The following is a 23,772-nucleotide window of genomic DNA, read 5'->3' as shown; positions in this document are numbered from 1 at the left end:
ATTGTTCGCATTAAGGTAAGTACGCAAAGGCTTCGTTGCAAACGTTGCCTAACGAATGTTAGTTAGTAAAGGAGCTGAACAAGATGACGGCTAACCGAATTATTGAAGCAGCGTTGAATCATTTTGCTGAGCATGGCTATGAAGGAGCGTCTCTTGCCAATATAGCGGAGCAAGTGGGCATTAAAACCCCTTCCATCTATGCACATTTCAAAAATAAAGATGATTTGTTTTTACGTGCAATACAGCGCGCCATTCAAGTAGAGATGGGACAATTGCAGCAGTTCATTGATTCATGCCTGACGCACTCTGTTGAAGATACGCTGTATGGTCTGATTCGGCAATATGAAGTGCGCTACGAGACAACCAGTCATTTGAAGTTCCTGCTGAGAATGATGTTCTTCCCGCCTGTTGCGATGCAGGAGCGGGTTATGGAGTTGGTGAATGGTTATTTGGATCAAATGGAGCTGGTGCTTTCAGAGGTGTTCCAGTTGGGCATAGAAAGGAAAGAAATTGCCGCTCTGGATGTAGGGATGATGACGGCATCCTACATGTGCCTTGTAGATGGAATTCTCGTTGAGATGCTGCTTGGGGGGCCAGAGAGATTTCAGCGGCGCTTTGATGCATCTTGGCGCATGTTCTGGCGCAGTCTTGCACGAACAATGGAGCCATAAACATTTGTCCAGATTAGATATGGAAGTACGTGCTGTAGAGAATACTAACGATGCTTTTGGTATATCAGAATTTGATGGTTCAGATAGATAGAGGTTATGCGTGGATAGAGAACAGCAAGGGAGTGGAGAAGGATGAATAAGCATTGGATTTATGTGTTTGTGGCGGCTTTTTTCGAAGTGTTCTGGGTAATTGGTTTAAAGCACGCCAGCAATGTATGGGAATGGGGAGGTACGATCATTTCGATCGCTGTCAGCTTCTATGTGATGATTATGGCCGGCAAGCAGCTTCCGGTAGGGACGGTCTATGCCGTATTCGTAGGACTAGGGACCGCAGGTACAGTGTTTGCGGAGATGGCATTCTTCGGCGAACCGTTCAAGGCGATTAAGGTGCTGCTTATTCTTGTTATGCTGATGGGGGTTGTAGGACTGAAGCTGGTTACAAAGGACAAGGAAGCGAAAGGAGCTGAATCGTAATGGCATGGATAAGTCTCATTGCAGCCGGTATCTGTGAGATGCTTGGAGTGGCAATGATCAATAAGCTGAACCAAGATCGCAATTGGCAATCATTTTTGTATATGTCGCTTGCCTTTAGCGCTAGCTTTATCTGCTTGTCCATTGCCATGAAGTCGCTGCCGATGGGGACAGCATATGCCATTTGGACAGGAATTGGTGCATCTGGCGGAGCGATATTAGGAATGCTTTTCTATGGTGAATCCCGCGATTGGAAACGGATCGTCTTCATTGCGATGGTGCTTGGTGCTGCTATTGGACTAAAGCTTGTATCTTAATATCTCACACCTAAATCGCCTCCCAATACTCATTGTGGAGGCGATTTTGTGTCTAATCGTTAGTAAATGAAGGAAACACCGTCGGTAGTATCGAAGTGGATATAACGTAATACTTACGATTCATTCATGTTATCGAGCCAGCGCGCTGTGATGGCACAGGAAGGGGATATGGCGGGAAATGAACCTGGCGGCATGGGCAGATCAATTATTGGAGCAGCATGGGTATAATGGATCGATCTTACTGGCGTCACATGATGAGATCCTAATCAGTAAAGGTTATGGCCTGGCGAACTTTGAGACAAGGCAGGTCATAAATAAGGATACGATATTTAAAATAGCTTCGATAGCCAAGCAGTTTACAGCTGTCTCAATATTGAAGCTGCAGGAAAAAGGGCTGCTTCGCGTAGAGGATACGCTATCGAAGTATGTCCCTGAATGTAAAGGACTTGCAGATGTGACCATTCACGAGCTGCTTACCCATTCCTCAGGCTTAGATGAGGATGCTCTGATTGATTGGAACGTGAATGAGGATAGAAGACCGCTGCATACGTTGGCCCTTCATACCGTCATGCCAGCAGGTGCAAGGGGGGAATATCGTTACAGCAATTTCGGATATGCCCTGCTTGGACTAATCGTGGAGCGGCTGTCGGGGCAGCCGTATGAAGCATTTATCGAGAAGGAGCTGTTCGCGCCATTTGGAATGATAAGAACGGGCGGTCGTATGGATGTGCTGCGCCATGAAGCGAATATGGGATTAGGCTACAGTAGAGGAGAGCCGGCATGGAAGGAAGATATTCCAAGCCATAACAGTGCAGGCAGCATTGTTTACTCGGCTGTAGAGGATCTGTACCGCTGGGATCGTGCGCTCCATTTAGGCCAAGCTGCAAATCAAGAATCGCTGAAAGCGATGTTCACGCCTCATGTGCGCATTGATGAGGAACGGAGCTATGGATACGGCTGGGTCGTGTATCAAGAGCGTCCGCATATCCGTTATCATAATGGCAGCTTGTCTGGATACAGCTGCACGATGATTCGCGATGCGAAATCGGATTCTGTGTTAATCGCCCTAAGCAATCTGGCGGACACAGGAATGCAGCCCATCGAAGCGCTGAAGCAGGGCCTGAAGGAGCACTATCCGGAATTCATGCAGCTATAGCCTAACGGTTGGACGGAAAAAGAAAATGTCGGAGCTGATCGAGCATCTAGGAAGTAAAGCAGTGCCTATTCAGAATTAGGAGTGGTCATAGAAAGGAGTGCTCCAGCATGGCGATTAAAATATGCAGCAACTGCGGAGAATCGAACAAGGAATCCGCAATGCTATGTATCGCGTGCAGTCACTCACTGAAAGATGCCACCATAGCGGGAACGCCAGAAGATGAGAAGCAATACAACGGCATCTTGTCGGTGAATCAAGCAGAGCTTACATGCTCCCATTGTCACGAAAAAGTAGAGCAGGGCGCTTTAAAATGCAAATATTGTGGTTCCGTCATTCCAAGCCAATCCGAGCAAAAGCTGACATCTGAAGCAACTGCTCAGCCGTCTTCGTCAGAGAGCGGGCCAGGCTGCGCTGCACTTCTGCTAGTATTAGTCGCTACCGCCATTTTCCCTCTAGTTGGTCTACTCATAGGCGGGGTACTGGCATTCCACAATGATAAGGACAAGCAGAACCTGGGCACTGTGCTGTTAGTGCTTGGTCTGCTATTGGAATTAGGGTACTGGCTGCTGCGGTAGCGAAATGCTGTATCCTTCTTGACAGCGTGAATAAGATGTTGCAACTTGTTTGGGAAATATATCCATAAACAGCGATGACCAAAGCGTGAGAATGAACGTTACGCATGCGCAGAGAGGAACCTTATGGGTGTGATGGTTTCCTTGCAACTTCATTTTCCCTGCTTTGCAGCTGCAGATTTTGATCTGCCGGGCGGCCAGCCCGTTATTATGCAAGCAAGAGCGGTCGGTGTATGCCGATCGCTGAATTAGGGTGGTACCACGACAACGCATTCGTCCCTGTAGAGGGGGAGTGCGTTGTTTTTTTGAGGAGTGTATACGAATTTGCCGCTGGGATGGAAGGTGCTGCGGAATCTGTAACAAGCTGGTCTCACTGGATCAGGCAGTGATAGCGGTGAAAGCATGCAAGCGAGGGATAAGAAATGATGCGTTGCGGTTATGAATGAAACAAGTGATTCATAAGGTGGAAGTGTATGACATTCTGAAGGAATGGAGGTCGAATGCCATGAATATGCCGACTCAGTCATTTCATCAGCCGCAGCCGTCTCAAGCAGAGCAGCAGGTTGTGTACCAGGCGGATGGTTCCTTGGTTCAGGCGCTGCGCGAGACACGTGATCATATACATCATGTCTGCCATTCGTATATGAACCGACCAGTTCGCATTCAAACAATTGATGGTTTTACCTGTGATGGTGTGATCGTAAATGTGGATCGGGGAATCGTTTATGTACAGACACAACAGCCGGTAATGCAGCGAGGCTTGTATAATGCCTACATGTATAACAACGTTATTCTGCCGCTTGTCCTCTATGAATTATTAGTCATTACACTGATGGTTACATAGACATAGCCCGGATTGAACAAAATATAACTTCATCCAGTGAAGTTATTGAGATTACCCCTGCTGATAAAGCAGGGGTTATTTGTTGTACTGGTTGTTATACAATTCTTTACCATTCGATTGGCTGAACGGAAATGACGGAGTTGATAATAACCATTAGAATTGCTGCATACCTTGTCTTGAAGCGGAGGGCATTCGTGTATACAATAAGGTAGAATGAGTGCCGTCTGGCAGAAATGGAGGGATAGTGGATGGCATTCGGAGCCAGAGTGCTGAAGACAGGGATTGCTGTAACATTGGCCCTATTTATCAGCCAGTTGCTGCAATTCAAAACACCGGTTATCGCCGCTGTTGCCGCGATATTTGCCATGCAGCCTTCGATCTATCGCTCATGGAGATATTTCCTCGAACAGCTCCAGACGAACACAGTTGGTGCTGCGATCGCTTTGTTGGCGGGGATGTATTTCTCACATGAGCCGATTGCTGTCGGCATTGTATGCGTGCTGGTCATTATGATTTGTCTGAAAATGAAAATGGAAGAGACAGTTGGCTTGACGCTTGTTACGGTCATAGCTGTCATGGAGGCGTCAGGGCAGTGGGATTTCGCGTTGTTTAGATTTGCGCAAATCTTAATCGGGATTGGATCTGCTTGTCTTATTAATATTTTGTTCTTTCCGCCGAATCCGAAGGCGCAGTTTATAACGTTAATTGAATCGTGCTTCCGAAGAATGTCACTGCTGCTGCGAACCGTCATTTCGGATGAAATAAAGGAATCGGTATTCCAGGAGGAGAAGCAAGGCCTGGAGGATGCATTGAAAGCACTGGCTGACAAATACAAGCTGTTCGAAGAAGAAACGAAGAAGCTAAAGCGGGCGAAGTACAGCCGTTCGCGAGAGCTGGTTGTATATAAGCAGTTGCTGCATACGCTGCGCAGCGGCATCGAAGTGTTAGAGGCGATTGATGAGCATTATTTTCAGGCCACCCCCGAGCCGGAGACGAATGAATGGTTCGATCAGCATCTGGAAATGTTGATTAAATGCCATGAGCATGTGCTGCTGAAATTCGAGGATAAGGTGAAGCCGCACAGCTTGGAGCTGGAGCAGATGGAAGAAGACAATGAACATTTTATGCAGGCAACAATGGAGCTGTGTTCCCAAGAAGGGAACGGCATGCTCAGACTGTCGATTGTTGCAGCGGCTATGTACGAGTACGGCTTCCAAATTGCAAGATTGGATCGTCTCGTAGGTCACGTTGATAAGGACGCTGATGCATAACATCAGATTGTTTTAGTCAGCTTGGAGGCTCACGAGTAATTGATCGTAAATTTACAGGTGAATATCACACACAAGAAGATGGCTGGAAGCAGCCGTCTTTTTTTATAGGCAATTGTGAATGGATGTGAGTGGAAATCAGGAACGGTAAAAATGTATTTTATAGTTAACTGATCTAAAATTTCCATAAGCATGATATATTGATATCGGAAGGGAATTTAGGGTGTCTATCTACATTCAGATCGGAGTGAGAAATTATGGAAGCATTTCAATTCACAGATGTAGTGCTGAAGAATTTTCAAACTTGGAGAGGCTGGCTGGTTGAGGCTTTGGAGAAGGTAGATGAGGACATCGTTGATACGATACCGGCTGGTTGCAATAATTCGATTCACTGGCATGCGGGTCACATCGCAGTAGCTTGGGATCGGGGGATCTTTCAAAATGTGTTCAAAGAAAAGCGCTTGCCTGACCATTATGAGGGCTATTTTACGATGAATACAAGTCCTGCTAATTGGAGCGGGGAAGCTCCTTCACTTGCGGAGATTATCGATTGCTTACAGGAACAGCGACAATCAATTTGTGAGCGCATGCAGGGAAATTGGAATAGGGACTTGGTTCATCCCTTCTTTGAAAATACGAAGGCTAGTCAAATGTTCCTTTTTCTGTTGAGTCATGAAGCGATGCACTTTGGGCAGATTAGAACGTATATCCATATTGCGCAAGCATCGTGATTGAATACGAATGGATACAGTTCTCTATGAATGAAAAATGATGATGGCTAAATGATGAATGATGAAGAACTGACTCATAAAAAAGTAGGGTGCATGTCCCATGAGTCGCGAAGAAAAAGAGCCGGATGTCGGCTCTTTTGACAATAGAAGCTGTCAAAAAGGAAGATGCGTAGTCATTTCATTAATGCCTGTTGTGAGGTTACTTACGCTTTGTTTTCGAGCGAACAGCACGTGTTCGAACTGGAGGCTTGGCGTTATTCACGCTTCTGATTCCTACTGGGCCGATAACTTCTTCTCTTTCCACCACAGTGAATACATGCTTCGGAATTGGGCAGCAATGATGGCGATTAATCACCTCGATTGGATGAATAATAGGAAGAATTTGCGGGTGGAAGAAATCACGGATTATGGGTCTCGGTGGACATACAATCGGTTCAGCGGGCGGGCAGAACGGACGAGGACATGTCATTCATAACAACTCCTTCTGTTGAGATGGTACATTATATTGGGGAACTTGTGATTGAGTCTGTACACCTGTACTGTCTCGTATGCAAATCACACAAATATGGGTGAATGCCAGTACAGTTCATGTATATTGGCAAGCTCATGATCCGTGATTGCAAATATACGTGCATTTGTGCATAGAGCATAAGGATAGAGGGCATCTTTACCACTATATCGCTAACGAGGTGAGACTGATGCCCAAAAGGCTTATTCATGGAATCCATCTGCACTATCACGTGTATGGCTCAGGTACGCCGATAATTTTCATTCACCCGCCACTGTTGACTTCTGCCAACTTTCGATACCAAGCAGCGCAATTATCATCGACTCATCAAGTGATTACGTTCGACATTCGAGGTCATGGAGAGAGTGACGCCTCCAAGGAACCCATCACGTATCCGCTTATTGTGAACGATATGGTCGAGCTGCTCGATGAGCTAGGAATTAAGCAGGCATATGTATGCGGCTATTCAACTGGAGGAGCGGTTGCGCTGCATGCAATGATGTCTTATCCGCATCGCTTTAAGGGCGGAATTTTAGTTAGCACGATGGCTGAAGCGAATGATTATTGGTTAAAAGGCAGAATTGCGCTCGCGATTGCGTTGACGGTGATGAAAGCCAAATCGCTCCTAGCTTGGGCCATATCGTGGGGGAACGCGGATAGCCGCATCACATACCAGAATTTGAAACGAACGGCTTTGCGCGGCGATGTTTCGAACTGGAAGCAATATTACCAGGCAAGCTTGAAGCATCGCTGCTCCGAGCAAATGAAGAGCATTCAAGCTCCAATGTTGCTTATTTATGGGGAGAAGGACAAGAGCTTCCACCATTATGCGGTGCAACTGCAGCGTTATTTGCCCCATTATCACCTATATTGGCTGAAGGGCGCCAAGCATCAAATTCCAACGAAGCAGGCGCGCGAAATGAATGGCATCATAGCCCGTTGGATTCGCAATCAGGAGCTGGCATCGGAAGTGAAAGAAGAGCTTTCGGCGAAGCGTGCCTCTGCTGCCGCTTCATCCGAGCTGAACATCGAACCAGAGGGGAGAAACTCAAAAAAGGATGAAACGCCGTGGTTCATGGATGAAGATGAAGGTTCAACTGAGTCGGATCGAATCGATGTTCTTGTGGCGGCAGAAGCAGAAAGAATAAATGAATATCATTCCAATGAGCTTCATTAATCCGTAAAATCTGCAATAGCAGGATGTATACGGGTAAAGGTCGTGTATTTGGCGAATATAAAATGAAGAGGACGTGCTGCCAGGGATTTAAGCGGGCACGTCTTTTTCTATTGTACAGCAACTTGTTTTTAAGGACGTGGCGGCTTGTTCATTTGAATAGAAATGTAGGAAAGTATAGAAGCTTAGAAACTAATCTCTTTAACAATCAATTTTTATTAATAATTATTCCAAATAATGTGAAGTCAAGGTATAATTTTGAACGTGTACAGGCACGAGCGTTAAAGCGCTTGGTGGAACTGCTAAAGGAAGAAAAGGATCATTTGATACAGGATTGAATCCTATGGCACGACGCCCGGTTCAGGGACATACCGATTACAGTATCGCCGCTTGAATGGATAGCGATAAGATGAAAGGCACTTTCACCATTTAAAGGTGGGGTGTCTTTCTTTTTGTAGGGTGATATTTCCATCGCGTAGGATCGAGGTTATACTAAGGGGAACGACTTCTTCGAAAATCTCTAAGATATAGTTGGTGAAATTTGTTGATTCTCTATTGCGAAAGAGGTTCTAGAGCTAGAATGAATTTCGAATTTTGGCTGCAAGATATTATTTAATTTATTGATTTTGATACTGAATTAACTATGAGTGAAATAGTAGGTTTTTTAGAGAATTCTACAATGAATATATAAAAAGGAATATGAAATCATGGATAGCTAAACAGTACATGAATGGAATTTTGAAGACGTTATGTGACAAGCTTTCAGAAAAACATTGTTAATTGAAAGAGTGAAGTCTTTGATTGAGCTCATGGAGTATTTTAAAAAGGAGAAAATAAAGACTCTTGAAGTTGATAGATGGGGTAAGTATTTGCGAGGTATGTGGCTGCGTCGATGGCGCTACTTGGTCTGCCGAAGATTTTCGGGGGGAGCGATTGCGGGGGCACATCCGCATACTACCTAACCGTATCGCGGCCGCTCACTACGTTCGCTTAAGGTGGTGGGGCATCGTGACCATGGAACGTTATATGAGATAATGCAAATGGGACCAAGATATTGAATCCATCTATTGCTAATGAATTTTCGCTCTTGGATATAGAGGCCAATACATATGTGTAATCCCGAAATTAAGAATGGTTATAGCAATTACAAGTGAAATTTACGAAGATTCTATAAAGCCGTTACATCTAATTCGAGAGTTAAAAAGAATTCTAATGGTGATGGATGTCATCTTGAATGCAAGAACGTGTGAAACTCGGAAAACTATATATCTTGAAAGGGAGTTGTAGCCATGGAAATAAGAAAATTAATCCATTTTACATCCGATCAGTTGGGCGAGTTCGGTTATACGTCCAGATATAAATATGACGTACATAGACAACAGCAAGACGACAATATATCAATCGTGCTTGAACTCGTACAGTTAGAAAATGAATACGTGAAAACCTACCAAGATGACCAGAATGATATCGATCGATATGAAGAATTGTTGCTATTAGGGTATAGTTTTGGGGCATATGAAAATGATGAATTAATTGGAGTCATCATTGGTGAACCGCAAATGTGGAATAACACTGTATTGATATGGGAGCTGCGAGTCTCTAGCGAATACAGGAGAAGGAATATTGGAACGGCACTAATGAATCAAGTAGTTGAAATGGCTAGGGAAAATGGACTCAGAGCAATTCGATTAGAAACTCAAAATTATAATGTACCGGCTATTAAGTTCTATAATCAATGTGGCTTCATGATTGAAGGTATCGATTTATCATTCTACACGAACACAGATGTGGAAAATGGTGAGGTGGCTCTCTTTTTGACAAAGAAATTATAGGAAGGGATTCAATTGCAATTACAACCGACGAGCAAATCTATAAGTGCCAACAAGGAGTGACTTGTTTGAATATTTGTTTTTACGATAATTCCGAATTGAAGGACGAACCAATTGTTCATATTGATCGTGTATATTGTTTAGATTTTAGTCAATTCACTAACGATTCATGGGATAGATTAGCTAAAATTTATTCTTTGCTCCCATCTCAAATATGTATTCATCATATTGGACAACCGTGTTGGTTTGGTGAAGAAGGGAAAGCGGATTATTTTTTATGGGCATCAGTGGAGCCATCAGGTCTTCAGATTGCAGGAATTTTAAAATCAAGTGATTGGAATGAATGGGAATGTAAATTTAATGAGCTAGTATCTGTGTTCCCCTTTTTTGAATGTTAGATATTAAAGGAAGACTGGAGAAACAACATGATTCAGAACATATTAGAAGTAATAAACTTTTCCGGAGGGAAGTATCATGGGGAAAATAGTTGCAATCGGTGGTGGGGAGATTCGGTTTAATGAGACTTTGCCAATAGATAGATACATAGTTGAATTTGCTAATATCAAAAATCCGAAAATACTTTTTATTCCAACGGCAAGTAACGATGCTCAAGGCTACATTGAAACCATTAAGAATGTATACGGAGAGCAATTGGGTTGTGCGGTTGATACTCTATGTCTTGTCGATAATGAACTATCTGATGAAACAATTAAGGGAAAAATTTTCTCCTCGAATATTATTTATGTAGGTGGCGGAAATACTGTAAAAATGATGGAAATATGGAGAGCTAACAAAGTAGATCAATACCTTAAAGAAGCATATGCATATAATATAGTTCTCTCAGGTTTGAGTGCAGGATCAATATGTTGGTTTTTAGAAGGACATAGCGATAGTAGTTTAGAAACTAATCTTTATGGCTGGTGGGACAAAGAAAAAGTAATAGGACTTGGACTCATTCCAGCTATAAATTGTCCACATTACAATGAAAATGGGTATGAGAAGTTTGATGATAGTATATCGCATGGAGAAGGCCCTGGAATTGCCCTTGATAACAATGTTGCTTTTGTAATTGAGGAAGATATGTACAAGATAATAAAGAGTGATATACAAAGTAAGGCGTATTTAATTCATAATAATAATGGAATAAAGAATAAGATTGAGCTGAACAATTGTGATTTTAGACGATTGTCAGATATCTTTGACTTTTCATTGATTAACAGACGAATGTCATGAATAGTTTAATGTATACAAAAGATAGGAGAGAAAAAACCTATGAAAACACAATTGATTCTTGTTGAGGGATTGCCTGGGTCTGGAAAGTCTACTGTCGCACGATTAGTTTCTGAAATTCTTGCTGAAAAAGGTATAAAGGCTCAATTATTTCTAGAAGGTAATGCAGAACATCCTGCTGATTACGATGGTGTTTCTTTTTATAGGCAAGATGAATTTGATCAGTTGTTATTAGACCATGAAGGATGTAAGGAAATATTAGAGAGTAGGGCCGTTAAACACGGAAGTGATTTCTTAATTCCCTATCGAAAAATGAAGGATGAACTGGGATCTGATTTTCCAGATGAGTTGCTGCAAGAGATATTTGCAAAAGATATTTATGAGCTGCCGTTCGACCAACACGTAAGGTTACTTACGGAGAAGTGGAATTTCTTTAAGGAAGATAAGATTCATCGTAATTCTGTACATATATTTGAGTGTTGCTTCATCCAAAATCCACTGACGATCGGTACTGTAAAATATAATGTGCAGAAAGAAGAAGTTATTCACTATGTATTACTGTTAGAGGAAATTGTGAAGTCATTGAATCCTTTCGTCATTTATGTTGATCAAAAAGATATCAGATCTACGTTTGAGAAAGCAATAAATGAACGGCCTAAGGAATGGTCGGACGGGTTTATCGAATATTATACAAATCAAGGATTCGGCAAGATGCAAGGATATTGTGGGGTTGATGGGACTGTTCAAGTTCTTCAGGAAAGGAAGAGTATTGAACTTGAGATTTTTAATTTATTGAAAATCAATAAGCAAAAAATCGATAATTCCCAATTTGATATTGAAAAGTGTAAAGAAGAGTTGAAGGACATACTCAGTGTTCTTTAGAAATGAATATCATCCAAGCCAATTGAAAGACCAAGTGTTTGTACTTGGTCTTTGTTATATTAGCCTCTCAGATTCTTAGATACAAGTTATGCGTAGTTTATTGAAAACAATACAGTTTATGTGGGAATGATCATACAATTGAATGTTAGTGATATAATACTGAAAGATAAGGAAGGAAGGAAACTGTCTATGAAGAAGACTCTTTTTGACATTGCTAATGAGGTAAAGGATGAGAAGTCTTTTTTGAATTTTATTAATGAACTTAGAAATGACAGGATCAACAGGAAAGAAGAATGGGAGAATGAATCAATCGAAGCATTTTTAGAATCTGCATATGATTGGGGAAAAGAATCAATACAGGGACTTCGGTTCTATGATAAACCTGATAATCCATGGAAGAGATGTGCGCAAATCATTTATATGGGGAAGATCTACGAATAGTCGATAAATTCGCAGCAGGAAAATCCAATTTATTCCATAAAAGGTAGGTATTCGATATGAAAGGTACAGTTATGCCATTAATGAAGAAACATAAATTCAATATTTTTATTTTACTTATGTCATTGTTAGTAACTATGTATATGATTTTCTTTCTGTTTCCTTATGCTGATCAGAATAAATTTTTTTCTGTAAATGGAATGCCAGGAAGCGAGAAAGTTATGGAATACAATCTCCTTAGTTATCCAGTCATAATTGGTTATTTTATAGTAGTGAGTATTTTTTTGCGGAAGACTACTTTTTTGAGGTTCCTTAATTACCCATTGTTTGTAGCAAATATTTATCTTGGACTTTGTTTTTTGGCTCTTAGTAAAAAGGGTTTTGGCATGATAGGGATCGTATATATGACAATTCTTTTTCCGATAGTCGCTCTTCCAGTAAGCTTACTTCTTGGTATAATAAAGGATAAACGTTATTTAAACAAACATAATTAAGCAAAAAAATGACCACCTTGGTTGTTCAAGTACATATGCATAGAAGAATTTTCAAACAACTTATTTCGACCCGACCTAAGATAAATGTTATCTAAAGTCGGGTCTTGTCCTAGATGAGGGGCGTTTAGATATTAAGTCTGTGATGAAGGAAAAGAATGATGTAATTCAAGCGGGGCGATTCACGAAGTTAATGAAAGGGTATTGGAAGAAAGATTGAAAACCTTTTAGAAAAGTAATGAAACGTATTAGTTTCTTGGAGGGGGAGTAATGAAGGTAAACAAGAAGATATTGAATATATCATTTTGGGTTGCATTACTTACTGTACTATTTATTCCTGGAAATATCCCTGCTGAAGGTGTACAAAGAACTGAATACGGGTTTCCTTTACGATTTTTCATACACTATTATAGTGAGTCGAATGCTAATATGTGGTTTCTCCAAGGTGTAAGGATTGAATTATTTATATATTTAGTAGATGTTGCAATCATTTACGGTATGCTCCTTGGGGTTAAATCTATTTACAATCAAGTAAAGAAAAATTGATTTTATTGCTCCATAGATGGTTTGGTTTAGAAAGTGCAATTAGAGTAAGGGATACCTTGGAATTATAGGGGGAATTCTAGTATTGTGATTCCCATTCGTATCAGAATACAATTTTCTGTAAATAAATATGTATATATGGCCTATCCATGGCGAGAAAAACGATAGGGAGAAGGAACATGACACAGATAAATAATATAAATCCTAAGGTTGATGCCTTTTTAGGGAAGGCAAAAAAGTGGAAAGAAGAGATGACCAAACTAAGAATGATCTGTTTGGACTGCCAGCTTAGCGAAGAGTTAAAGTGGGGGAAGCCTTGTTATATGTCACAGGGAAGTAACATTGTGATCATACAAGGATTCAAAGAATTCTGTGCGCTTATGTTTTTCAAAGGGGCTCTGTTGAAGGATCCCAACGGTATTCTATCCAATATTGGGGAGAACACGCAGGCGGGCCGCCAGATTCGTTTCTCCAATGTTCGAGAAATCGCTGAGATGGAAACGATCATAAAATCCTATATTTATGAAGCTGTTGAAGTGGAAAAGTCAGGTTTGAAAGTAGAAATGAAAAAGGAAATCAACATTCCTGAAGAATTTCAAATCAAGCTAGATGAAAATCCTGCTTTGAAAGCCGCTTTTGATGCATTAACGCCGGGACGGCAACGAGCATACGCTATGTTCTTTTCCGCACCCAAACAATCTAAAACTCGGGAGTCAAGGATTGAAAAATGCGTGCCGGACATTCTCGCTGGAAAGGGATTAAACGACCGGTAAATCCGATAAAAGATGTGATCGCAGGCCAGTGATTTTGTGTTAAAAAAGGACAACGGCAGGTGGTCATTTCGAATGATCTTTTTTGAACAGATGGTACCGTCTCGCGGAGAGGCTTACTATAAGCCCGAGATGTTTAAAATGAGGCATGAAGCTTTAATGGATGAACAAGCTCAAGGGGATTCCCATTTTTATTTAGTATAAGATAATGATGATTCAATCCAAGGAAGAATAAATGTAGTAGGTATTGATAAAAAAGATTAACGGGCATTGTCTTTATGATTAAACCTATAGGAACGAAAGATGGGGGCTGGCATGGCAGCTCCTTTTTGACGTGGTAAAGTATGATATCACAGAAATTCCTGCTGGATTTCTTGCAACGCGGATAACGAGCCTGCCAAAAAGCTTTATAAAAGCTTTGGCTTCCGTAACAACGGTGAAGTGATGGAGAGGAAAAAATCACTGTAATGCTGTAGCTTTAAGCTCCGATAAATCATGCTGCAAGTAAGGTCTTTGTCCCCTTGAAGATCAGATGTATAATTGTGGAAAGGCGACTCAACAACACACGACCCAGCTAAGATTGAGCTATCTCATATCTAAGGTTGGGTCATGTCGTGAATACGAGATGCGATCTACGGCTAATTGAAGCCATTATAGGGGAAAGGGAGTGTTTCAACAGTGTTTCCCATTAAGATCAATGGAGAACGTATAGGTCTATCCAGAATTGCAGCTGAGGACTTGGATTTTATTTGTGAACTAGAATGCAATAAAGACATCTGGTTCTTTGAAGAATCTGTTGAGTCTGACAAAGAGATAGTTCGTGAAAAATATCTTGAAAACATGGACTCTCCGACTCATTATGACTTTATAATCACAAGGACAATAGAAGGAGAAGCAAGACCAATCGGTCTAGCTCAAATATGGAGTTATGTAGAACACAGAAAGAGCTGGGAGCTAGGATTTGCAATTATTCCTGAATATCAAGGTCATGGTTATGGCAACGAAGCCGTAAACCTCTTGCTTGAATTTTCATTTCATCATTTACAAGCCCATAAAGTCGTAGGCATGTGTAATGGTCATAATCAAAAATCAATGAAATTGATGGAGAGATTAGGAATGAGAAGAGAAGGGATATTTAAAGATGAAATATGCTGGAATAATCAATGGGTTGACCAATATTTTTATTCGATATTAGATATCGAGTACCAAAACAGATAAAGGTAGCTTTAAATATGAGCTAACCATGTTTTACAGACTGCGGGACTATTCCCTCTAGTTTAACCGATGTATAATCATGGAAAGATGACTTAGACATTGAACCGACGTTATCTATTGATGTGACTGCGTAACTGCGGAAGGCAATAGGCAAAATGTAATCCATTGAGAGGAGTGATGTGCAATGAAACATAATTTCTTATTCACATGCAGTGTGTCGGTGAGGTTTGTGAGATTTGAATAAGTAGGGAACCTATGGGTTTCTCTACTACAATGGGAGGAATCCAAAAATGATCAGTTTACGAAATGTAGACAAGGAAAACTGGGAAGCATGTACGCAATTGAAAGTCAGACCGGAACAGGAAGGATATATTGCCTCGAATTTGTATTCGATTGCTGAATCACAATTTTTACCCGGTTTTGTGACAAAGTCAATTTATTGGGAAGATCAACTAATCGGATTTGCGATGTATGGACTGGATTGTGATGATCACAACTACTGGATTTACAGATTTATGATAGATGAACAGTTTCAAGGTCAGGGCTACGGCAAAATGGGGTTAGAATTGATTGTTGCCGATATTGCGAACAGAGACGACCGAACAGATGTAATATGTATTGGTTATCATCCAGATAATGAGGCTGCCCGGAAGTTATATGCATCAGTTGGATTTAATGAGGTAGGAATTGCTGAATGGGGCGAAATGCTCGCAACGTATAGCTTGGTGTAATCAAATAGATCATCACTAAGTAAACGTAGCTTCCACACACCGGGGAATCGCCAATCTATTTCAGATGTGCAATGATGTATGTTAAGAATGCATAGATAACCAAATAACCCAGTCTAAATAGTACTACCTAGGCTGGGTCATTTCTAATTTCAAGAACTTTTAGACGTGTAGATTGCGATTGCTTATGGAGGCAAAGAGACGAACATGATGCTAACCATCCTATTGTCCCTATTATTTACGTTTTCTTTCAAGCTCGTACAGTTTCTTTTACATATATTTAAGCTAATAGTGTCCTTCCTATTTTTTTGCTCCTTTGCTTCTTAGGAATTGTTATTACCGTTTGGTAGCTACTCCTCTTATTACTTATCGCATTATTCTACAATTTACGTGATCTATACAATATAGTAAAATATAGTTAGTCAATTTAGTAAGAGGAGGAACAAAATTGGAATCAACTCTTATTCAAAAGACGATAGGAGAACTAATACTTGATACTAGACGTGCCTCAAATATGTCAATTACGCAACTGTCTGAACTGTCTGGTGTCAACAGAGGCGCTATATCAAGGCTTGAGAATAACGATGTATAGCGCCCTGAATTTGCAGCTATATATGCCTTATCAGTAGCGTTACAGATTCCTTTTGATACAATCGTTCATTATTATGTAGATACCGAGAAGAGATCTGACGTATTGCTACATATCTTATCAGTATCGATACAGCAAAATAGTGACATCGATCTGATAAGAAAAGTTGCAACAAAATACCTTGAAGCTCCTAACGAAGACAGCTTCGACTTAACCGAAAAGCTGTATCAACACATCGACTCCATTGAAGATACCTCTGTTAAACTATCCATATATAATCTCATCGTTGAATACTCACGCTCGCATGGAATTATGCCTTATATCGCCAAAGGTTTGTATCAACAGTACTTGATTGAACGTTACGACTTAAACAGGCTGAAGGATACCTATTACAACGGGAAATATATTATTAATTATGCTGATTTCTTATCCCAACAAGAGCAGATTGAGTTATACTACAAATTGGCAATTCAGGCGTATAATCTGAAATTTTATCATGAGAGCATCGAACACTGTAAGAAGCTGCTGACGTTAAATAGTGCTGAAAGCCCTCATAGAGTAAACGCACTTTGGATTCTTAGAGATGCAAATTTTGCTCTTGGCAAATATGAAGAATCAGAACTTTACTCGTTACAGTATAAGCAATTTAATTATCCAAACTCACAAGAGCATACTGTGTTTATGGAAGCTCTGTACAATTCTGTAAAAGGGAACACTGATAAAGCTATTAATGAGCTTCGAGCATTCCTTGAGACATGTAGCGACACTTTTATCCTTGGTGCAACAAGACATCTTTTACAATTATACTTAAAAGAAAAGAATTTTGCAGAAGCGAGAGCATTAATAGAAAACAGCAGAGTAAATTCATCTATCTTAGATGAAGGGAACCCATTAACTTATTATGGGTATGGGGAATATCAACGGATTCTTGGGGAGTATTTTTCATCAATAGGCGAAATCGACAACAGTATTAACCATTTGGTAAAAGGTTTAATGTGCTTTTCGAAGATTAAAGATATTATTAAAGAGAAGGAATGTTTGAACACAATTATACATATACATATAAAAAATAACATTCCTATGACGGGGCAAATACTTGAGGATCTCGGTAATTACTTGATGAAGGAGGATTGAGTATGAAAAATTTAGTTCGAAAAAAAGTTTTCAATCTTTTCTCTACACTGCCCTTATAGTAACAGTGGTCGCACTGTCTGGTGACACTGGGTCTATTATTCCTTATTGATAGAATAGACCCTCAAAAGCATCTATCCGTGGTAAATGGTGTTAGGAGCATCCTTTGATGCTCCTTTTCATTTTTCGACAAAGTGATGAAATGTAATATTTTCACATATCTTACTAGAACGTGCATTATACTCAAAAAGAAGAGATAGTGTACGTGAGGTGAGTGATAATAGACTCTTTAGAGAATAAAATTAACGATCTTAGGAAGAAGCTTACGGAGATTGTTCAGATTAAAGGCGGCTTTGCAGATGAAGATGTGGTTCAAATAAGTCAAGAACTAGATAGATTAATACTAGAAATGCAAAAAAGAAGAAACGATAAAGAAATTAAGCGCTTGTAACTAGTAATATCCGAACGAAGCCAGATGTCAAAAAAGTAGAATATGGAGCACAGTTTGATACGTTGATAAGTGAAGGTGAATTAATCTTCTTTGAAATGTCAGATGGTTATGGATTTTTTTGAATTAAAAAAGGTTTTGGGTTAAGCAAGCCAAAGGGTGAGGTTTATATTCTAAGATTTGAAGAAAAAATTCCTCAGCGATATGAGAACAAAGATATAAAAAAATGAAAAGTACTTTCGAAAACTTTTTCAAAAGTGAAGTAGAAATGTTCTACATAAAAGGATTAAGATAAAACATCAATATGCCCATCCTAATGGATGGGCTATTTATTTACTTGGTTAATTCTTCTGCGAGGCGATTAAACCTAAATTGGAGTTATTCTGTTTTTGAAATGGTAATAATAGATTCATATAAAGGAGGAGTGGCACGATGGCTAAAGAAGTTTGGGAAATAAATGCTGAGGAACGTCTTATGAGGCTGTTAAAGATTATTCCCAGCATTTGTATGAACGATGAAGTTGTTAAGTCAGTATCGAACATTCCTATAAACAAGCGAGTTCATTTTGAAATAGGTGTAAATCTTCTGCTTAAACGATTATTACTTCATCACCGTTGGTAGAAACAAATTAAAGCTGAACTAAACAAAAAACCGATATTAGACTTGTAATCGATAATAAACGATAATACAGCCTTAAAATTGTTGGCGCAGCTGCTGTCGGTTGACAAGAACATAAGGACATTACCGACTAGTAACAAATAATGATGTGAGTTCGCCATAAGTAGCATGTCTTAATATTCACCCAGTGTTGTAACGCTGACCATCAGCGGGCTACGGCTATTTTTGGCTGGTAGCAGCCAAGAACGACTGTTGTTAAACGACAAAAAGTTACTCTTTTGCTTTTCGGTACTGCCATTCAAAGATTGGCGGTTATGTTATTTACAAGAAACGAGATGAAAAGCACTGAAAAGATCCTTTAGGTCAAGCATCCAGTTTCAATGAGAATTCGAGTTTAGCGAGTGCAAATCGTTAATTATAGCTTTTGAACTGTGATACAGAACTTTTCAAGTGCTTCTTCAGTGGGGACTACGGCGATTATCATATCAAGGGAGCTTGCGATGTCAAAAAGTGATACCGAGTGCATACTCGGCATCACGCCGGAGGCACAACATCGTGATGCTTCCCGTGAACGAACCGGGAAATATAGACCGCTTTACGGTCGCACCAGCCGTTCCGACAGGCACGCTTAACGGATGGGTGAATCCCAGTCCGAGAGGGATTAGGAGGAACTCCTAACAAGCAGAAAAGTTGGCCGGGAAAATCCCCTTCCAACACCTATTGCGATAAGCCATTAGGCTTACCTATGACCATACATCAACAGGCGTAAACCTTCCACAAAGGCGAATCAGAATAAACAAATGCCTTGTCTGCGATTTCTTTCGAGATGCTGTATGTAGCTTCGGAGATACTACCCATGATTGCAGCTAAGTCGTGTATGCAAACCTCATGCTTATCAGATGATGGGAGAGGCCAGTTTTAAAAAGTCCAAGAAAGTACAGATCAAAGTATATGCGCATAAGGTGAAGAATCGTTTAGTTGGCATTGAAAAAGGTAAGTTTTAGGGGGAAACTTTGTTCTCTTGCTACAAAATTCGTTCGTCTGGACTAAAGGATTAATCTTTCTCAAAAGATAAAATCCCGTCTTCTCGAACTACCTTGCTTATGGCTTCTGCTTTGGATCTAACTCCGAGCTTACAGTAGATTTTCTTGAGATAATTCTCCACTGAGCTTTCGCTGACATTTATTTGATCAGCGATTTGTATGTTAGTGTACTTTCGTACAGCCATAAAAAGGATCTTCTTCTCATTTTCGGTTAGATTGACCTCCCAATAATGCCGGACATCACCTGAACGTTGTAATTGTATTTGTCTAAATATAGAGAGAGGGAGTAAGGTGTTTCCGTCCATTACACTATGAATCATTTGCAGTATTTCTTCGGAAGAAGCACTTTTATTCATTATCCCACTAACCCCGTTATCTATGAGTCGATTGAAGAATGGGGTAAAGTCATAACCCGTATAAATAATAATATGTACCGAAGGGTACTTCTCTTTGATGATCCTGGATAGGTTAAGTCCGGAATCATCCGGCAAGTTCAAATCGAGTAATACGACAGTTGGACTAAGCTGGTGAATTAGCTCCATTCCATCTTCCCCATTCTTCGCAATGCCTAACACTTGTATTGCTATATCTTGTTCCAATATAAGCTTAATTCCTGCACTCATCGCTGGGTGATCTTCAATAATAACAATCTTAATGGACTTTGGCATGTGATATCCCCCTTATAGGTTTAGGTATCGTTATGCGAATAGATAAACCTTCCTCCTCCACAGTCTTGATGTGTATCTTCCCGGAGAAACTGATAATCCTGTTCTTCATCTGTGTGAGCCCAATTCCAGACGTATCTTGAACCCGATGATTCAAGCCTATCCCGTCATCATCGTATTCTAAAATGAAATGATATTCGTCCATTGTAAAATGGAAAGAGACGTGCGTCGCTTGAGAATGCTTTCTCGCATTAGAGAGTAACTCTTGTGAAGTACGGAATAACAGTAGTTGGAAATCAAGTTCAAACAGGTCATTGTTAGCAAGCGGATCGATTTGAAGATGAAGCTGGAATGTACAGTCAAATCGTTGGGTCTCGAACAGATGATGAATGGCCGTAGAGAAACCCATCTCCTGAAGCAAATAGGGATACACTTGGTAGGTGGTTTCTCGTAGATTTTGATTAATGATTTCTATATATTCAGTCAGTTCTTGTAACTCTTCATTCATGTTCATCTTTGGAAATTGTTTGCTTTGTAATGAAGTGAGTCTTTGTTTTGCAAAAAATAGATCCTGCATTACCGTGTCATGAAGGTCGGAAGCGATACGTTGTCGTTCTTTCTCCTGTAGCTGGAATACAGATCTTCTTAACCATGCAACATCATGAATCGTTTCGTTACTAGTATTCAGGTCTTCGAGCAAATCATTGACTCGCAAAGATAATTTTTCAATCAAATACACATTCTCAACAACAATAGATAGGTAACCAATGAAATGAGTTATACATCGCAGTTCCTCTTTACTGAATAGAGTTCCTGAACTTTTATATGCCAGAATAAGATGACTGGAGAAACCTGGTTCCTCATTCATACGTAGAATCCTGTAATTTGCCGTTAGTAGTTGACCTGTGTTAATTCCAGACTCAATCTCATCGCAATCCATATCGTCGCAATCTACCATTCGAACATCGTTTTGAGAACGAAGCCGAATACTAGCAGAAGGAATACCTAAAGTATCGCAGAGATCGGGTAGCAGAACACGTTGAATATCCTCAAAGCTCTTCAAATATCTTAAATTGTTAATAATTCGATTAAAGGAAATGACCAATCGATATCTTCCCGGGAATAACATTCCAGTCAAGTGTTGGTGTGATTTGTCGAGTAGAACAATAACTCCACAGATAACAAGAAATACAGTTGCGAAGCTGATTATGCTCTGCGTTGGAGTAGGATGAGCAGCAACGAATACAGTCATACTAATAGTTATGATAAGTGAAGGAACAAATGCTAGACAGAACAGGAACAAGATTCGATTAACGATCATATCAATATTAAATAATTTATTCGTAAACACAAAATAAGTGAACGATACCGGGAACAGTAAGATAAAAAAGCTGGAGTAGGAATAGTCTAATAGACTCGTTCCCCAAACCATATCAGGAACAACTGACAACATTAAGAATGGGGCAAAAGAGAGAACAAATGAGATCCAAATCGTCTTAATGATAACAGCAGGATATGAATTCTCATGGCGTTTTTTTAAATATACATAGGTTAGTAGCCATAAAGTGAATAGGCAGCCTACAGAAAAACTTCCCAAATCCATGATATGATACGATTTATATATGGAGATGAAGGAAATAGGAAGGAAGTAAGCTAGTCGGGTGACTCCTAATAGCACGAGTATAATGTATACATAGCGTATCCATCTAATCGATATAGGCAAGTAGCCTCGTTCTTTCAAAAATACGATTATAAAATGAGCAAACAAGAAGGGAATAATTGACATGGCAGTATTTATAATAAACTTTGCCATTGTATCCTCCCGTGCTGATGCTTCAGCACACATAAATGCAAGCCCGATTAAAGTAAATCCAGCAATTAAATAAGTCACAGAAGATGAGGGTCTAGCTTTAAAATATAATAAGCCAGCAAGTGCTATGAATAATATTTCAGCTATGAAGCCCAAAAAATAACGGGGAGAAAGGCCACTACCCTGTGAATCGGTTTCAAATGTTAAATGAATCCCATTACGATTGACTGCGATAGACTTAACTTGCTCAATCGTTCCCCATTTCCAGACGGTGAAGTGTTGATCAACGGGTTCATTGTCGATGCGGATTACTTCATCGCGTATGGCTAAGCCGATTTTCTCCCCAGTTCCACCTGAATAAAACTCGGATATAACCCATTGGTTAGAAGTATTTTGGAGAATTTCAATCCCGGTGTAAGGAAAATGGTAGCAGATATAACTTGTCCAGGAATGAAGAATTAGGATACTCATTACTGTAAATGCGATGAATATCCGTTTTATGTGTGAGGATTTATACATTGATGGTATCCCTTCGATAAATGTAAAGTGAAATTGCTGTTTAATATGCAGAACTTCCCAAAATTTGCCGTGTCTTGGCGACTTAGTTTGAATCTGAGTGTTATGTATTAATCATACTAAAATTTCCAGTAGTTTGTCCCTAATAAATTTTAGGGCAGTCCCTAAGATTAATTAAGGAAACAATGGATGTTTATTTTAAATTCCAGGTGAAATAGTAGGCATCGTATCCAAAATACGCTCAGCTTATGAAGATATGAATAGCATGAGTATATTGAAAGACTCCTGACACTTGGATAAACGGATAAGTTCATTTTTATAGGTTGAAAAGGTTTCTAGGCTACGTGTATTTTCAAGTAATTGAGAAAAACAGGAAAACTATCAACGCATTTATCTAACAAATATAGAGTTGATTAGGTTTTCCCTTTTTGAATTAAGTCATTATCCGTATGGATGTTAAGTAAACAATCCATATCATTTTGTAATTGCTATTCCAATATGATGGGATGACACAGTCAATTGATGTTCAATTTCAGTAGTAAGCACTTGAGTCTGACAGTAGGCAAAGTGAATCGCATGATGTTATGAGTGCAGAGGATTTCTCAGAGAAAAGATGCAAATAGTCTTCTTCTATTTCCACATCATTGCAGATATCCTTAAGATGACCATTGTATGCTCTTGTAAGCAGTTGGAGAGCATGATGATTGAGGTCTTTTTTAATTTGTCTGGAAGGCCAGAAATAGCGGTGATCAATAGACCAGTGGTGCAATTAATTGCGGTACCGGTCTGATACTGCATCTAGGGGTAATCGAAACAGTCTTGATCTTGAAGATATCCAGGATGTCCAAAGTTTGTATGTCTTCTCTCAAAGAAATCTTGTCATCCGTCGATAACCAAAGTAATGATGCCTCATATAAATTCAATCGATCTGGTGCATGATCTACACATTCTTTCATTTCCGCTTTTCTCTTGGAGAGATAAACGCTTATCTTGTTTACGCTCAGCAGAACTGCCTAGCGTTGATGGTGATCTGTCTGTTCCCCCAGCACAACCTTCTGAGGTATATTGGTTTCGTTTCCCCACGGTCTCATTATAACGTATTTATCACTCTCCC

The 23,772-nt window shown here is 40.0% G+C and carries 29 protein-coding genes; 26 read left to right on the top strand and 3 right to left on the bottom strand.

All coding sequences use genetic code 11. The features are described 5' to 3' along the window. The first annotated feature begins 83 nt into the window (after window positions 1-83). The 9 genes from PAV_RS23715 (at window position 84) to PAV_RS23680 (ending at window position 6,030) form a co-directional block, all read left to right on the top strand. Window positions 84-671, top strand: a complete 588-nt coding sequence (locus PAV_RS23715; RefSeq protein ID WP_005550435.1) for a TetR/AcrR family transcriptional regulator — start codon at window positions 84-86, stop codon at window positions 669-671. Window positions 672-803: 132 nt separating this feature from the next. After that, the gene (locus PAV_RS23710; RefSeq protein ID WP_005550434.1) at window positions 804-1,145 is read left to right on the top strand and encodes a DMT family transporter; all 342 of its coding nucleotides are present in this window, start codon (window positions 804-806) and stop codon (window positions 1,143-1,145) included. Beyond that, entirely contained in the window at window positions 1,145-1,459 is a 315-nt protein-coding gene (locus tag PAV_RS23705) for a DMT family transporter (protein ID WP_005550432.1), read from the top strand. The genes PAV_RS23710 and PAV_RS23705 overlap by 1 nt, the downstream gene beginning before the upstream one ends. 178 nt (window positions 1,460-1,637) lie before the next feature. Then, entirely contained in the window at window positions 1,638-2,615 is a 978-nt protein-coding gene (locus PAV_RS23700) for a serine hydrolase domain-containing protein (protein ID WP_005550430.1), read from the top strand. 107 nt (window positions 2,616-2,722) lie between these two features. Beyond that, a complete protein-coding gene (locus PAV_RS23695) occupies window positions 2,723-3,190 on the top strand; it encodes a double zinc ribbon domain-containing protein (RefSeq protein ID WP_005550428.1) in 468 nt (155 codons plus the stop codon). 123 nt (window positions 3,191-3,313) lie between these two features. Beyond that, window positions 3,314-3,439, top strand: a complete 126-nt coding sequence (locus tag PAV_RS37040) for a hypothetical protein (RefSeq protein ID WP_005550426.1) — start codon at window positions 3,314-3,316, stop codon at window positions 3,437-3,439. 253 nt (window positions 3,440-3,692) lie between these two features. Beyond that, the gene (locus PAV_RS23690) at window positions 3,693-4,031 is read left to right on the top strand and encodes a hypothetical protein (protein WP_005550424.1); all 339 of its coding nucleotides are present in this window, start codon (window positions 3,693-3,695) and stop codon (window positions 4,029-4,031) included. Between the two features lie 248 nt (window positions 4,032-4,279). Beyond that, window positions 4,280-5,302 carry an FUSC family protein gene (locus tag PAV_RS23685; RefSeq protein WP_005550422.1) on the top strand — a complete coding sequence of 341 codons (1,023 nt, stop codon included), beginning with the start codon at window positions 4,280-4,282 and terminating at the stop codon, window positions 5,300-5,302. 254 nt (window positions 5,303-5,556) lie between these two features. Then, window positions 5,557-6,030 (top strand): DinB family protein, encoded by a 474-nt coding sequence (locus PAV_RS23680; RefSeq protein WP_005550418.1) that lies wholly within the window; start codon window positions 5,557-5,559, stop codon window positions 6,028-6,030. Window positions 6,031-6,229: 199 nt separating this feature from the next. Here PAV_RS23680 and PAV_RS23675 read toward each other — a convergent pair whose 3' ends face one another. Continuing rightward, window positions 6,230-6,499, bottom strand: coding sequence for a hypothetical protein (locus PAV_RS23675; protein WP_005550417.1), 270 nt, complete (start codon window positions 6,497-6,499; stop codon window positions 6,230-6,232). A 229-nt stretch (window positions 6,500-6,728) separates the two neighbouring features. Between PAV_RS23675 and PAV_RS23670 the strand changes: the two genes are divergently transcribed. The 17 genes from PAV_RS23670 (at window position 6,729) to PAV_RS37030 (ending at window position 19,256) form a co-directional block, all read left to right on the top strand. Further along, window positions 6,729-7,715 carry an alpha/beta fold hydrolase gene (locus tag PAV_RS23670; RefSeq protein ID WP_005550416.1) on the top strand — a complete coding sequence of 329 codons (987 nt, stop codon included), beginning with the start codon at window positions 6,729-6,731 and terminating at the stop codon, window positions 7,713-7,715. An 840-nt stretch (window positions 7,716-8,555) separates the two neighbouring features. Beyond that, window positions 8,556-8,747: a hypothetical protein gene (locus PAV_RS34905; protein ID WP_157267227.1), complete on the top strand. Its 192-nt coding sequence runs from the start codon at window positions 8,556-8,558 to the stop codon at window positions 8,745-8,747. 254 nt (window positions 8,748-9,001) lie between these two features. After that, a complete protein-coding gene (locus tag PAV_RS23660) occupies window positions 9,002-9,544 on the top strand; it encodes a GNAT family N-acetyltransferase (RefSeq protein ID WP_005550414.1) in 543 nt (180 codons plus the stop codon). A 65-nt stretch (window positions 9,545-9,609) separates the two neighbouring features. After that, complete coding sequence (locus PAV_RS23655; protein ID WP_005550413.1) at window positions 9,610-9,939, top strand: hypothetical protein; 330 nt, start codon at window positions 9,610-9,612, stop codon at window positions 9,937-9,939. A 76-nt stretch (window positions 9,940-10,015) separates the two neighbouring features. Continuing rightward, the gene (locus tag PAV_RS23650; RefSeq protein ID WP_005550412.1) at window positions 10,016-10,774 is read left to right on the top strand and encodes a Type 1 glutamine amidotransferase-like domain-containing protein; all 759 of its coding nucleotides are present in this window, start codon (window positions 10,016-10,018) and stop codon (window positions 10,772-10,774) included. A gap of 39 nt (window positions 10,775-10,813) precedes the next feature. Next, a complete protein-coding gene (locus PAV_RS23645) occupies window positions 10,814-11,653 on the top strand; it encodes an adenylyl-sulfate kinase (RefSeq protein WP_005550411.1) in 840 nt (279 codons plus the stop codon). 189 nt (window positions 11,654-11,842) lie between these two features. Next, window positions 11,843-12,094 carry a DUF7660 family protein gene (locus PAV_RS23640; protein WP_005550409.1) on the top strand — a complete coding sequence of 84 codons (252 nt, stop codon included), beginning with the start codon at window positions 11,843-11,845 and terminating at the stop codon, window positions 12,092-12,094. A gap of 56 nt (window positions 12,095-12,150) precedes the next feature. After that, entirely contained in the window at window positions 12,151-12,585 is a 435-nt protein-coding gene (locus PAV_RS35360; protein WP_005550408.1) for a hypothetical protein, read from the top strand. A 267-nt stretch (window positions 12,586-12,852) separates the two neighbouring features. Continuing rightward, entirely contained in the window at window positions 12,853-13,128 is a 276-nt protein-coding gene (locus PAV_RS23630) for a hypothetical protein (RefSeq protein ID WP_005550407.1), read from the top strand. A 176-nt stretch (window positions 13,129-13,304) separates the two neighbouring features. Continuing rightward, on the top strand, window positions 13,305-13,898 hold the full coding sequence (locus PAV_RS23625) for a YdeI/OmpD-associated family protein (RefSeq protein WP_005550405.1): 594 nt from the start codon (window positions 13,305-13,307) through the stop codon (window positions 13,896-13,898). Window positions 13,899-14,573: 675 nt separating this feature from the next. Then, entirely contained in the window at window positions 14,574-15,113 is a 540-nt protein-coding gene (locus PAV_RS23615) for a GNAT family N-acetyltransferase (protein WP_005550401.1), read from the top strand. A 287-nt stretch (window positions 15,114-15,400) separates the two neighbouring features. Then, window positions 15,401-15,841 carry a GNAT family N-acetyltransferase gene (locus PAV_RS23610; protein WP_005550400.1) on the top strand — a complete coding sequence of 147 codons (441 nt, stop codon included), beginning with the start codon at window positions 15,401-15,403 and terminating at the stop codon, window positions 15,839-15,841. Between the two features lie 445 nt (window positions 15,842-16,286). Beyond that, the gene (locus PAV_RS37035) at window positions 16,287-16,430 is read left to right on the top strand and encodes a helix-turn-helix domain-containing protein (protein ID WP_262866845.1); all 144 of its coding nucleotides are present in this window, start codon (window positions 16,287-16,289) and stop codon (window positions 16,428-16,430) included. Between the two features lie 102 nt (window positions 16,431-16,532). Beyond that, window positions 16,533-17,561, top strand: a complete 1,029-nt coding sequence (locus PAV_RS23605; protein WP_005550399.1) for a tetratricopeptide repeat protein — start codon at window positions 16,533-16,535, stop codon at window positions 17,559-17,561. Window positions 17,562-17,832: 271 nt separating this feature from the next. Next, complete coding sequence (locus PAV_RS33795) at window positions 17,833-18,009, top strand: aspartyl-phosphate phosphatase Spo0E family protein (protein WP_238555909.1); 177 nt, start codon at window positions 17,833-17,835, stop codon at window positions 18,007-18,009. 429 nt (window positions 18,010-18,438) lie between these two features. Further along, window positions 18,439-18,627, top strand: a complete 189-nt coding sequence (locus PAV_RS23600) for a hypothetical protein (protein ID WP_005550397.1) — start codon at window positions 18,439-18,441, stop codon at window positions 18,625-18,627. Between the two features lie 497 nt (window positions 18,628-19,124). Further along, entirely contained in the window at window positions 19,125-19,256 is a 132-nt protein-coding gene (locus tag PAV_RS37030; protein WP_262866842.1) for a hypothetical protein, read from the top strand. 422 nt (window positions 19,257-19,678) lie between these two features. Here PAV_RS37030 and PAV_RS23595 read toward each other — a convergent pair whose 3' ends face one another. Continuing rightward, entirely contained in the window at window positions 19,679-20,335 is a 657-nt protein-coding gene (locus PAV_RS23595; RefSeq protein WP_005550396.1) for a response regulator transcription factor, read from the bottom strand. Next, window positions 20,319-22,145 carry a sensor histidine kinase gene (locus PAV_RS23590; RefSeq protein WP_157267224.1) on the bottom strand — a complete coding sequence of 609 codons (1,827 nt, stop codon included), beginning with the start codon at window positions 22,143-22,145 and terminating at the stop codon, window positions 20,319-20,321. The genes PAV_RS23595 and PAV_RS23590 overlap by 17 nt, the downstream gene beginning before the upstream one ends. Between the last annotated feature and the right edge of the window lie 1,627 nt (window positions 22,146-23,772).

Source organism: Paenibacillus alvei DSM 29 (assembly GCF_000293805.1).
Lineage (GTDB): Bacteria > Bacillota > Bacilli > Paenibacillales > Paenibacillaceae > Paenibacillus_B > Paenibacillus_B alvei.
The sequence above is the reverse complement of the archived record's forward strand: the minus strand, read 5'-3'. Positions and strand labels throughout refer to the sequence as shown.